The 12,655-nt window shown below is 58.7% G+C and carries 7 protein-coding genes; 2 read left to right on the forward strand and 5 right to left on the reverse strand.

From position 1 onward, the window contains the following. The first annotated feature begins 202 nt into the window (after positions 1–202). Entirely contained in the window at positions 203–2,002 is a 1,800-nt protein-coding gene (locus AAFM31_RS00395; RefSeq protein WP_371832988.1) for a DUF1302 domain-containing protein, read from the forward strand. 17 nt (positions 2,003–2,019) lie between these two features. Further along, positions 2,020–3,393: a DUF1329 domain-containing protein gene (locus AAFM31_RS00400; protein WP_341705921.1), complete on the forward strand. Its 1,374-nt coding sequence runs from the start codon at positions 2,020–2,022 to the stop codon at positions 3,391–3,393. A 182-nt stretch (positions 3,394–3,575) separates the two neighbouring features. Here the strand turns inward: AAFM31_RS00400 and AAFM31_RS00405 are convergent, their stop codons facing one another. From AAFM31_RS00405 to AAFM31_RS00425, 5 genes are all read right to left on the reverse strand, one after another. Further along, the gene (locus tag AAFM31_RS00405) at positions 3,576–6,290 is read right to left on the reverse strand and encodes a LuxR C-terminal-related transcriptional regulator (protein WP_341705922.1); all 2,715 of its coding nucleotides are present in this window, start codon (positions 6,288–6,290) and stop codon (positions 3,576–3,578) included. A gap of 218 nt (positions 6,291–6,508) precedes the next feature. Continuing rightward, complete coding sequence (locus tag AAFM31_RS00410; RefSeq protein ID WP_341705923.1) at positions 6,509–8,587, reverse strand: PQQ-dependent dehydrogenase, methanol/ethanol family; 2,079 nt, start codon at positions 8,585–8,587, stop codon at positions 6,509–6,511. Positions 8,588–8,636: 49 nt separating this feature from the next. Next, a complete protein-coding gene (locus AAFM31_RS00415; RefSeq protein ID WP_341705924.1) occupies positions 8,637–9,431 on the reverse strand; it encodes an alpha/beta fold hydrolase in 795 nt (264 codons plus the stop codon). Between the two features lie 165 nt (positions 9,432–9,596). After that, the gene (locus AAFM31_RS00420) at positions 9,597–10,295 is read right to left on the reverse strand and encodes an NrdJb (RefSeq protein WP_341705925.1); all 699 of its coding nucleotides are present in this window, start codon (positions 10,293–10,295) and stop codon (positions 9,597–9,599) included. 82 nt (positions 10,296–10,377) lie between these two features. Continuing rightward, positions 10,378–12,531, reverse strand: a complete 2,154-nt coding sequence (locus AAFM31_RS00425; RefSeq protein ID WP_341705926.1) for an adenosylcobalamin-dependent ribonucleoside-diphosphate reductase — start codon at positions 12,529–12,531, stop codon at positions 10,378–10,380. Positions 12,532–12,655: the final 124 nt, after the last annotated feature.

Raw genomic sequence — 12,655 nt, forward strand, 5'->3', positions numbered from 1 at the left:
GCCCGCCTGCACATCCCGCTCGCATTATGGACCAGCGCCACAACGCTGCAAGCACTTGCCCTCCCTCCCCCCGCTCCCCCATTAGGGGGGGATAAACGCACAACCTATCGGCATAGAGTCGAATCCAGCGGCAGATTGGCTTACTACCACTGCTGCAAGCCTGGGATCCTCAATAACAACAAGCGCCCGGCGCGAGGACAACATGAAAAGCATAAAAACAAGAACGATTCTGCACAGCAGCTTGAAACCCATGGTCGTAGCGATCGCAATGGCCTCTGCGCTTCCCGCGCATGCAGTGCGCTTCGACATCGGCGACATCGAAGGGCAGTTCGACTCAAGCATCTCCGTTGGTTCCAGCTGGGCAACTGCCAGCCCTGACAAGGACCATATCTGGAGAAACAACGGTGGTAACGCTAACGCGGCCAACACGGACGACAACCGCCTGAACTTCGACAAGGGCGACGCCTTCTCGACCATCTTCAAGGGCATCCATGACCTGTCCCTGCAATACGGCAACACCGGCGTGTTCCTGCGCGGCAAGTACTGGTACGACTTCGAGCTGAAGGACGGTCATCAGGATCTGTACGACATCAGCGACGACAATCGCAAGACCGCAGCCCAGGCCTCGGGCGTGCAACTGCTCGACGCCTTCCTCTACCACAACTACAACATTGGCGATATGCCGGGCTCCGTGCGTATCGGTAAGCAAGTTGTCAGCTGGGGTGAGAGTACCTTTATCCAGAACGGCATCAACAGCATCAACCCAATCGACGTTGCCGCCTTCCGCCGCCCCGGCGCGGAAATCAAGGAAGGCCTGATTCCGGTCAACATGCTGTATCTGTCCCAGAGTCTGACCGACAACCTGGGGATGGAAGCCTTCTACCAGCTGGAGTGGGATCAGACCGTTATCGATAACTGCGGCACCTTCTTCTCGCCCAGTGACACACTCGCAGACGGTTGCTACCAGGTGGGTGTCGGCGGTAGCCAGAACGGCGCCAACGGAGACCCAACCTTTGTCTATGTGCCGCGTGCCGGTGACGTCGATGCCCGCGACGACGGCCAGTTCGGCGTGTCCTTCCGCTACTACGCCGAGCAGCTGCATCAGACCGAATTCGGTCTGTACTTCATGAACATTCACAGTCGCCTGCCGACCTATAACACCATCGCTGCTGGCGGCCAGACGCCGATTGGCGCGGAGCCCAACTCTCAAACGGGCCAGATCGACGTCCCCATGCTGGGTAACTACTTCTTGGCGTATCCGGAAGACATCCGCATCTACGGCATGAGCTTCCAGACCAACGTTGGCGGCACCGCACTATCCGGTGAAATCAGCTACCGCCCGAACCAGCCGGTACAGATCAGTTCAAACGACCTGACCGGTGCAGCGCTGGGCAACTCTATAACCCCGATCAACACCAGCGGCCACGTCCCGGGCGCAACATTGGGCGTTGCAATCCCTGCCGGCACTGTAATCCAAGGCTACAAACGCCTGCCGGTTACCCAGGCCCAGGTCACTGCGATCAAGATCTTCGACAACATCTGGGGTGCTCGCAGCATGACCGTCATTGGTGAGGTTGGTTACAACCACATCAGCGGCGTGAAGAAAGGCATCAATGAACTGCGTTACGGCCGTGACTCGCTCTACGGTTCTGGCCCGCTGCCTGTAGCTGGCGCCTGTGAGGGCCTGAACGCTGCGGACCCGTCCGAGTGTACCTACGACGGTTTCTACACCAGCAGTTCTTGGGGTTACCGCGCGCTGGTCAACATGGAGTATGAAGGCTTCGCAGGCGTTGCACTCAAGCCCAGCTTCGCCTTCTCCCATGACGTCGACGGTACAGGCCCGAACTTTGTTGAAGGCTCAATGGCGGCGAGTGTTGGCCTGACCGGCGTGTACAACAACAAGTACAACGCCAGCGTCAACTACACCAACTTCTTCGGTGGTGACTATAACCCGAACACTGACCGCGACTTCGTGGCCGTCAGCTTCGGCGTTAACTTCTAATAAGAACGGAGCAAGCGATGAAACAGATTCATAAAAGATCCCTTCAGCTTCTCGGCGGCGCGATGCTCAGCGCGCTGGCGCTGTCTGTGAGCGCCGCCGTCTCCCCCGAGGAGGCAGCCAAGCTGCAAACAACCCTGACTCCGATGGGCGCCGAGCGCGCTGGCAACGCCAGCGGCACCATTCCGGCCTGGACTGGCGGCATGGCCACCGATGCAGCGTCGGTAGATGCAGACGGTTTCTTCGGCGACCCCTTCGCCGGTGAACAACCGCTGTACACCGTCACCGCAGCCAATATGGATCAGTATGCCGACATGCTGACCGACGGCCAGAAAGCCATGCTCAAGCGCTACCCCGACACCTATCGGATGCGCGTATTTCAGACCAACCGCAGCGCTACCGTACCGCAGGAAGTGTTTGATGCTGTGGCCCGCAACGCGGTCAACACCAAGCTGGCTGAAGGCGGAAACGGTCTCGAAAACTTTGATACCGCCTACCCCTTCCCGATTCCGCAGAGCGGCGTGGAAGTCATCTGGAACCACATCACCCGCTACCGCGGCGGCAGCTTCACCCGCGTAATGGCTCAGGCCACTCCGCAGGCGAACGGCTCGAACACGATGGTGATCCTGCAGGACGCATTCACCTTCGCCACGGCACTGACCGACTACGGCCCGAAGATCTCCGACAACCTGATGTTCTACTTCACCCAGCGCATTCTGTCGCCATCGCGCCTGGCTGGTGACGTGCTGCTCGTACACGAGAACATCAACCAGTTCAAGGAACCCCGCGCGGCCTGGATGTACAACGCCGGTCAGCGTCGCGTACGCCGCGCCCCGCAGGTTGCCTACGACGGTCCGGCGTTCAGCGCCGACGGTACCCGCGTCTCCGACAACTACGACCTGTACAACGGCTCTCCGGACCGTTACGACTGGAAACTGGTTGGCAAGCGCGAGCTGCTGATTCCCTACAACAACTTCGCCATCGCCTCGCGCGACGTGAAGTACGATCAAATCATTCAGCCGGGCCACATCAACCAGGATCTGGTGCGCTACGAAGTGCACCGTGTCTGGGAAGTTGAGGCAACCCTGAAAGAAGGTCAGCGTCACGTCTACGCCAAGCGTCACTTCTTCATCGACGAGGACAACTGGCAAGCAGGTGCAATCGACCACTACGACGGTCGCGGTGGCCTGTGGCGCGTCGCAGAGGCAATCGCCCTGCAGCGCTTCGACCGTCAGGTACCGGGCTACGCTCTGGAGACCCTGTACGACCTGCAGAACGGCCGCTATGTCGCACTGGGTATGACCAACGAAGAACGTAAGAACTACGACTTCAGCTTCCAGGCGTCGTCTGCCGACTACACCCCGAATGCTCTGCGGGCCTCCGGCATCCGCTGATACCTGAGCAGTACCCAGCCCCTGTCGTTTCCGCTGCTCCGGACGACAGGGGCTTTTTTATGCCTGCTGATTAGTTGAGTCTCTACGGAGTGTCCAGGGCGAAGAGCCGGACTGTCGAACACGCACAACCAAGCCGGGGCAGTATTTTACTGCCCCGGCTTGGTTGTTGAGGAAGTTAGCAGTCAGATAGTCGCGTGCTGCTGCAGCATTACCGCTGCCTGCGCCCGATTGTCGACCTTGAGCTTGGCAAAGATATTCTTCATGTGGGACTTGATCGTTTCAGGGGTGACGTTCAGGTCTCGAGCAATCTGCTTGTTTGACTTTCCTTCGGCCACCAGCTGAACTACCTGACGCTCCTTCACAGTCAGCGCCAAGAGGGCCTCACTGCAATCCCCGGCGGATTCCTGAGCATCTATGCCCAGCAACTCGGCGGCTTGCAGCTGCAAAGCAACTGGACAGTGGCGGGCAAACAGGCCGCAAGCATCCGGCGTCGGCAGGTCACTCAGCAGGGTCACCACACCGCTTTCGGCTGTCAGCGTCAAAACCGAACCCAGCAATTCAACCGACTCACTCATACCGCGCTCGCGGCTGAGCAACAGCCCGGTTACGCTGCCCAACTCAACGTAGTAGAGCCAAATCTCGCGCTCCTTCATGCGCTGCAAGAGAGCAACCGCCTGATCAAGCAGCGCCGGCTCACAACGCTCGACATCAAGCGCCAGCCAGAGACGAGACAGCAACGCGAAGTACTCGCGATCAATACTTTGGTCCGGCCAGTCCAGGCTGGCCAACTGTTGCAGCATGCTGCTGCAGACGTTAGCCTCGCGCGGCTTGCGCTCAAGCAGGTGTAGCCGCACACGTTCGAGCAACGCCCTCGCCTGCAGCCGCGGCCATTCACGCGCCAGAGCCAGAGACTCCAGATCATCCAGCACTCGACGCGCTTGGGCGAACCGGCCTTGGTGGGCCAGCAAACGCACCTGAACCATGTGCGTAAAGGCGATACATTCGATGAAACTGCCCGACTTGATGTAGGACATCGACTCCACAAGCAACGACTCCGCCTCGGAATGCTCGCCGCGCAGATAGTGGCCGACAGCGCCAAAGCCTTTCGGCAAAGCCGTCAGGACCGGATTGGGGCGACGTAAATCACAGGCAAACAACTCATGCGCCTGCTCCAATACCCCGTCCAGGGTCGCCATACCCTGCACGATGCGGCCTTGATAAAACTCGGCCAGCGCGTACAGGGACTTGCGGTAACAGTCATGAAGAAAATAACCGCGATTGCCCTGCGCAACACCTTGAGTCGGTGGCAATGCGTACAGCCTGTCCCAACGACAAGCCCGGATATGGGTTCCGCAAACGACATTACGGAGCACGTTGGTCGCCCAGGGCGTGCAGTGCCCAGACGCCAAGCAGGCATCGGCAAGCGGCGCAGCCAGGCCAAATCGATCATCCAGCGCCCACAGCATGGTCTTGATCGCCTGCACCTCCCAGTGCATGGCGACAACTTCTTCGCTGTGCTCATGTTGCGCGATTTCAGCCTCCAGCTCCTCGGCCAGACGCATCGCCGGACCATGCTCCAGAGCACGCCCCATGGCCCAGGCCCGAGTAACCTTGAGAGGCAGAGGATTGTCACTGGACTGCAACTTCCAGCGCTTCTCCAGCGCCACCAGCGTATTGAAATCGCCCTGCTCAATCAGCGTCGTCGCGCAGTCCTGAATCCACTCACGCAACTGCTCGACATCGCCGCTGTCCATGCCAAGTTGAATAGCATCGAACCAAAGTTCGCGCTCCGCAAACCATCGAGCTGCCTGCAGCAGGAACTGCCGTGCTGCCACCTCATCCTGACGCAGACAGGCTGAACGCAGATGGTCACGAAATAGCGGGTGCAAACCAAACCAGCCGTCATGCTCATCCAGCACATTCAGGAACAGTTGCCGGCGCCGCAACAATTGCAAAAGGTCCTCTGCAGCCTCGTCACCAAACAACGTGTGCAACAACGCCGGGCTAAACTTTTCCAACAGCCCCAGCGCGCACAGAGTACGGCGCGTCGAGTCACTCAGCTGGGCAAGAATGTCGTCAAAAAGGTTGCTGATACTGCGCGGAAGGTGGCGTCCCCCACTGGTATTAGTGGTGAGCAGATAAGCCCGTAGCGCAGCAATCCATCCGTCCGCCGCCTCCTGAATGACACACAGGTCACCACCCAACTCCGGTTGCAACCCCCCCTTTCGCAGCAAGTCGCGGGTTTCTTCCGGCTGAAAACGCAGCAAAGCGCCGTCTATTTCCAACCGCTCATCCGCATAGAAGTGCTCGAGAATGGCCTCTGGCAAATCCTTGCGGCCGATGAACACTAGGTGAACCTGCTCTGGCGCTCGCTGAACCAGAAAGCGCAGCGCCTCCACCAGCACCGCATCATCAATGCAGTGATAATCATCAAATATCAGGGTGATCGGTTGCGGGTGACGCTCCAGCTCTGCGATCAGCAAACTGGCTAGCGCCTGAGCGCTGTAGGCCGACACCCCGTCTCCGAGCGCCAACACCTGTTTGCCCACCGACGAGCAGACGCGATTGATTGCCGCGCTCAAGTAATACAGCAGGCGGTGCGCACTGTCGTCCTCTGCGTCCAGCGACAGCCACGCAACCGCATGCCCCTGCGCAACGAGGCGCTCTGCCCAGATGGTCGCAAGAGTTGTTTTTCCAAATCCGGGAGGTGCTTCAAGGATCGCGAGACGGCGCTCAGTCAGATGCTCGGCGAACTGCTCAAGTCGAGGACGAGGCAGCACACCGCGACCACGGCGAGGGGGCGTAATCTTGGTCGTCAGCAACACTGGTACATCGTTGGCCCCGGGCTGCCCGGGGGAGGACTGCGACGCAATCCAGGCCACGTGTTTCCTGTTCATGAAGTCGATCCGTGCCGAGCTTGGGCTGCCTGAGACAGCCTCTTTTTGTTATTTACACTACCAACACTAGCAGAGCGGTAGCACAGTGCACAGCAAGCAAGGCAGGCTGGAATAAAACAGGGGCGACCTGCTCGCGCCGGCCGCCCCATAATACGAACGAGTCTGTTTAGAGTAAATACTCAATTAGCATTATCAGTCACGCTCTGACCACCGGCGACCTACTCGGCTACGGGCTGATTCTCAGCCATCCAGCTTTCGTATTCACGCTGCATGATGTAGAGCTTGATCTGGTTGGCCTGCTCGGCTGTCAGACTGTCTGCAAACGACGCCATCCCTTTACCCTGGAATGCCCCCTGCAAAACAATCGCCTCCCAGGCTCCACGAATCGCATCGCTGGAGTAGCGCAGGTCCGGCAGAATGCCGTTACCAACAGTGCCGACGCCGTGACAGATCATGCAATAGGTTGCGTACAAATCCGAACCGGCATCGATATCACTGGCAGCAGCAACCACCGGTTGCGGCACCCGGTCAGGCAGCTGCTCAGCTGCTGGCGGTGCAGACAGTTGCGCCTTGCCGCCCAGCTTGAATACCAGCATGCGGCTCACGTTACGGGCACCAGTCGCCTGCACCGCGTCACCACCGAACAGGCCGCCAGCACCACCCCACCCGGCCATCAAGGCGATGTACTGCTCGCCGTTGTGCTGATAGGTCATGGGCGCGGCAATCACGCCGGTCTGCGTCGGGAAATGCCAGAGAGGCGCTCCCTGGTCAGCACTGTAGGCTTCCAGCTGGCCAGCAGAAGTACCTTGAAATACCAGATTACCCGCGGTCACCAGGGTGCCGCCATTCCAGTGATTGGGGCGCTCAACCCGCCACGCCGGCGCTTGCTTGACCGGATCCCAGGCAATCAGAGCACCGGTCGCATATTCGCGCGGCAACTCCTTGTTCTCGAGACCCGCACCCGTGTTGAAACCATTGAGCACAACGAAGCTGCCGCCTTCATTGGCGTAGGTGGCCGGTATCTCCTGATACGGGATATACACCAGACCTGTCAGCGGGCTGTAAGACATGGAGTGCCAGTTATGCGCACCCAGCGGGCTCGGCCAAATGGTCACAGGCTCGCCGCTCTCGTAGCGCGCGCCCGGAACCTCGACCGGACGACCCGTGGCCAGGTCAATTTTCTCTGCCCAGGTGACCTTGCCAAATTTCTCGGCCGAAATCAGCTCACCGGTTTCCCGATCCAACACGTAGAAAAACCCGTTCTTCGGCGCCTGCATGATCACCTGGCGCAGCTTGCCGTCGATTTCAAGCTCTGCCAGAGTCAGCTGCTGAGTCGCTGTGTAATCCCAACTCTCACCCGGCGTAACCTGGTAATACCACACCAGCTCGCCGGTCTCCGGGCGCAAGGCCAAAATCGAAGACAGGTAAAGATTGTCACCGCCACCCGGACTGCGGATCTCGCGATTCCAAGGCGAACCGTTGCCAGTGCCGACATATAGCAGGTTCAATTTGGGGTCGTAGGCAATGCTGTCCCAGCTGGTTCCGCCACCACCCATATCCCAACGGGTCTTGTCGCTCCAGGTTTTCAGAGCCTCCTCCAACGCAGGAGTCGCCTGAGGCCCTTCAGCCGGATCGGATGGCACGGTGTAGAAGCGCCAGCGCATGTCACCGGTCGCAGCGTCGTAGGCCGAGAAGTAGCCACGTACACCGTACTCTGCCCCGCCGTTACCAATCAACACCATGTCATTGAGCACACGCGGTGCGCCCGTGATGGTGTACGGCTTGCTTGGGTCGGTCGTCTGTTTCGTCCAAACCGGCTCGCCGGTTTTTGCGTCCAGCGCAACCAAGCGACCATCCAGTGTGCCCACATAGACCTTACCCTTCCACAGCGCCACCCCACGGTTGACGGCATCGCAGCACGCATGACGCGCGCGAGACTTATCGACAGCCGGATCATAGCTCCACAGAATGTTGCCGGTTTCTGCATCAACCGCCATCACCCTGCTCCAGGACAGAGAGGTGTAGAGCACACCTTCGTGATAAAGCGGCGTTGCCTCCAGTCCGCGGGTGTTATCGAGGTCTATCGACCAGGCCAGACCCAGCTGATCAACGTTCTCCGTGCTGATCTGCTGCAACGGACTGAAGCGTTGCTGCGACCAAGTGCGGTCGTAACTCAGCCACTCGCTTCCATCATTCTCGACCGCCAGCATTGCGGCTGTGTCCACTGCGCCAGCGTTAACCGCCGTCGCAAGACCGAGCAATGACGCCATCAGTGGAAAGGCAATCAACTTCTTCATGGGCATAACTCTTCTGTTGTCGTTATTTTCACTATCTGTTCGTTATTGCTCAGGCAGCACGTGTCGCGAACCCGCGAATAGCCTCTGCAACCTGCAACGGCTGCTCCAGCGCCAGCGAGTGACCGGCCGCAGCGATTACCTTGCACTCACCGTGGCCACTGCATTCGACGATCTGCTCGGACAACGCAGTGCTGTACGCATGATCCTGCTCGCCCGCCAGAACCAACAGCGGCACACTCAGCGCCTGCAGCTCATTCACCACGCTGCGCCGATGAATAACACCCATGGCGGCCGCTCCGATTTCGGGGCCGAGCCTGCGCATTTGATCACGCCAATGTGCACACAGAGAGGCGTGCTCTGGGCTACGCAAGGTCTGATCACCGAACATGATGTACATCAAAGTGTCTACCTGGTCGGCCGCCCCCTCCTGCGCCAGGCGGTGCACCAGCGGCTCGAACTCTGCAAGCTGGTACTCATGGTCCGCACTGCTGCCCATCACGATACAACCCGCCAGACGCTCGGGATATCGGGCAGCCAGGCGCAGCGCGATAAAGCCACCCATCGAGTTGCCGGCGAAGTAACAGGGCGCCAGATCCAGCATATCGATCAGCGCCGCCGCATCGTCCGCGAGGGTATCCATATCGAGCAGCCCAGCTCGACTGCTCAACCCCTGACCACGATGGTCGTAGGCGATGATCTCGAAATGCGGATGCAACAACTCAATCAAGGGCTCAAACATGCGCCAGTCGAAAAACAGCGAATGGCTCAGCACCAGCACCGGTTTGCCGGGCTGCGGAAAGCGCTCAAAGTGCAGACGGACATCATTCACCGTCAGGTAGGCCATGTTCAGGCTCCGCAGTATTTGTCGGAGCTTGATGCTAGAGACAGGGGCTATGTGGGTTCACCCCCCCTGTTGGGGGATATGGAGAAGATGAATGACGGAGCAGAAGGCGGGCAAAAAAAACGCACCCCAAGGGGTGCGTTTTTTCACGGCTAACAATCTACTGAATCAGCCGCACTTGCTGTCGCCACAGGCGAGGCAGGTCAGACAGCCATCCATCTGGATCGCGGCCTTGGTATGGCACTTGCCACACATCTGCGAGCCTTCGGGATAGGCATTACTGCTGTCGTCGCAGTCGGCTTCCGTCTGCGCCTGAGGCTTGAGATTGGCAAACTCGGCGCGCTTCTGCTCCAGATACGCCTGCTGATGCTCGTCCATCTCATCCTTGATCATGCCGATGCGCTTGAGGTGCTGATCCAGCACATCACCGATCTCGGCAACCAGCGACGGACTCCAGCGGCCACCACGCTTCATGTAACCACCCTTGGGATCAAACACGCTGCGCAGCTCTTCAACCAGGAAGGTGCAATCGCCACCCTTGCGGAACACAGCGGAGATAATCAGCGTCAGGGCTGAAATCCACTGGTAGTGCTCCATATTCTTCGAGTTGATGAAGATTTCGAAGGGACGACGAGTTTCGTGGTCGCTGCCGGAGTTGAGCACGACGTCGTTGATGGTGACATAGATCGCATGCTCCGAAGTCGGAGTCTTGATCTTGTAAGTCGAGCCCTCAAGAAACTCGGGGCGTTTGAGCTTCTCGTGCATTTCCTCGATCGCCGGAGCGGCTTTGGCTTCTGGGGCCTTGGCCGGTTCATCGGGTTTGACTACAGCATAGTCGACGATCTTGCTGTTGATCTTCAGTGCCATGTCTTTCACTTCCTCGCCACGCCTCTGCGCAGCCGGTTCATCAAATTTGCGAACTACCGGGTGCCGCCGCAGCGGCACCGGTTCAGAATTTTCCGTAGTAGCCTTCTTTCAGGGCGTCATACAGGTTGGCAGCGGTGTGCAGCTCGCCATCATACTCGATCTCGTCGCCGCCCTTGGCCTCAATGAAGGTGCCATCGTCCAGCTTGAAACGGTATGTGGTGTTGGCCAGATCCTGCTCCTTGACCAGTACGCCCTGGAACGCTTCCGGGTTGAAACGGAAGGTAGTGCAACCCTTCAGACCCTTGTGGAAAGCGTACATGTAAATGTCCTTGAAGGACTCGTACGGGTAGTCGGTCGGCACGTTCGCCGTCTTGGAAATCGACGAATCGATCCACTTCTGCGCCGCGGCCTGCACATCAACGTGCTGGGTCGGGGAAACGTCATCAGCGGCGATGAAGTACTCAGGCAGGTTGCGCGACTCGGCATCCATACTCGGCAGCGCATCAGCGTTGATGAAGTGACGGTAGGCCAACAGCTCAAAGCTGAATACGTCTACCTTTTCCTTAGACTTCTTGCCTTCGCGAATCACGTTACGGAAGTAGTGATGCGCAAAGCTCGGCTCAATACCGTTGGAAGCGTTGTTGGCCAACGACAGTGAAATGGTGCCGGTCGGCGCAATGGAGCTGTGGTGAGTAAAGCGCGAGCCTTTTTCAGCCAGCGCTGCAGCCAGCTCAGCGTCTTCGCCGGCAACCTGCTGCATGTAGCGACTGTACTTGGCCCACAGCACTTTACCGGCTAGCTTGTCGCCCGCCTTGATGCCGTCAGCAACCATTTCCGGACGCTTGGCCAGCATGGCCTCGGTCACGACGAACTCTTCGTCCATGATCGGCGCCGCGCCCTTCTCTTCGGCCAATGCCAGACCGGTGCGCCAGCCCTGCATAGCCATCTCGCGAGAAACTTGCTCGGTGAACTCCAGAGAGTCAGCTTCGCCGTACTTCATGCGCAACATGGTCATGGTCGAACCAAGACCGAGGAAGCCCATGCCATGACGACGCTTGCGGTAAATCTCGTTGCGCTGCTGCTCAAGCGGCAGACCATTGATCTCGACCACGTTGTCCAGCATGCGGGTGAAGATATCCACGACGCGACGATACTCGTCCCAGTCGAAGCGGGCCTTGTCGGTGAACGGATCACGGACGAACAGGGTCAGGTTGATAGACCCCAACAAGCAAGCGCCGTAGGGCGGCAGAGGTTGTTCGCCACAGGGGTTGGTCGCGCGGATCTCTTCGCAGAACCAGTTGTTGTTCATCTCATTGACGCGGTCAATCAGGATGAAGCCTGGCTCGGCGAAGTCGTAGGTGGAACTCATGATCATGTCCCAAATACGACGCGCCTTCATGGTACGGAAGATGCGGCAGGCAACCAGACCGTCTTCACGACTTACATAACGCTCGTTGCTCGGCCACTCGCGCCAGATCACCTGTTCAGGATCATTGGCATCGACGCCATCAGCTTCCATTTCGGCCTGATTCAGCGGGAATGCCAGCTGCCAGTCGGCATCGGCTTCAACCGCCTTCATGAACTCTTCAGTGATCAGCAGCGACAGGTTGAACTGGCGCAGGCGGCCGCCTTCGCGCTTGGCACGAATGAAGTCCATCACGTCCGGATGACCAACGTCGAAAGTCGCCATCTGGGCACCACGACGGCCACCGGCAGAAGACACGGTGAAGCACATCTTGTCGTAGATATCCATGAACGACAGCGGACCAGAGGTATAGGCACCTGCGCCAGAGACGTATGCGCCCTTAGGGCGCAGCGTGGAAAACTCGTAACCGATACCGCAACCGGCCTTCAGAGTCAGACCCGCCTCGTGCAATTTGGCGAGAATGTCATCCATCGAGTCGCCGATGGTCGCGGACACGGTGCAGTTGATGGTCGAGGTAGCCGGCTTGTGCTCAAGGGCACCGGCGTTAGAGGTGATACGACCAGCCGGAATCGCGCCATGACGCAGCGCCCAGAGGAATTTTTCATACCACTCTTCACGCAGCTCCGGAGCTTCTACCTCGGACAGAGCACGTGCGACACGCTGAAAAGTCTCATCGACCGATTTATCGATGGCTTGACCATCTTTTGTCTTGAGTCGGTATTTGGTATCCCAGATATCTTCCGACGCGGGCTGCAGGGGGATGCTGGTAACCACATTATGCAGGCGCTGCACCTTGGCTGTTTGACTCATTTCTGTCTCCTGAAATACGCGACCTGAACCACCATCTAGGGCTTGACGCAAAGGCTTTTGACCTGTACGCATCCCGGCCGACAAAACACTATTTGTTGTGCATTCCGGGCAATGCTAGACCCAC

It is taken from the genome of Halopseudomonas sp., from assembly GCF_038130085.1.
GTDB lineage: Bacteria > Pseudomonadota > Gammaproteobacteria > Pseudomonadales > Pseudomonadaceae > Halopseudomonas.

What these genes read in the sequence shown, in the direction of transcription:
- AAFM31_RS00395 (WP_371832988.1), top strand. Translation starts at nt 203, where the DNA reads ATGAAAAGCATAAAAACAAGAACGATTCTGCACAGCAGCTTGAAACCC.
- AAFM31_RS00400 (WP_341705921.1), top strand. Translation starts at nt 2,020, where the DNA reads ATGAAACAGATTCATAAAAGATCCCTTCAGCTTCTCGGCGGCGCGATG.
- AAFM31_RS00405 (WP_341705922.1), bottom strand. Translation starts at nt 6,290, where the DNA reads ATGAACAGGAAACACGTGGCCTGGATTGCGTCGCAGTCCTCCCCCGGG.
- AAFM31_RS00410 (WP_341705923.1), bottom strand. Translation starts at nt 8,587, where the DNA reads ATGAAGAAGTTGATTGCCTTTCCACTGATGGCGTCATTGCTCGGTCTT.
- AAFM31_RS00415 (WP_341705924.1), bottom strand. Translation starts at nt 9,431, where the DNA reads ATGGCCTACCTGACGGTGAATGATGTCCGTCTGCACTTTGAGCGCTTT.
- AAFM31_RS00420 (WP_341705925.1), bottom strand. Translation starts at nt 10,295, where the DNA reads ATGGCACTGAAGATCAACAGCAAGATCGTCGACTATGCTGTAGTCAAA.
- AAFM31_RS00425 (WP_341705926.1), bottom strand. Translation starts at nt 12,531, where the DNA reads ATGAGTCAAACAGCCAAGGTGCAGCGCCTGCATAATGTGGTTACCAGC.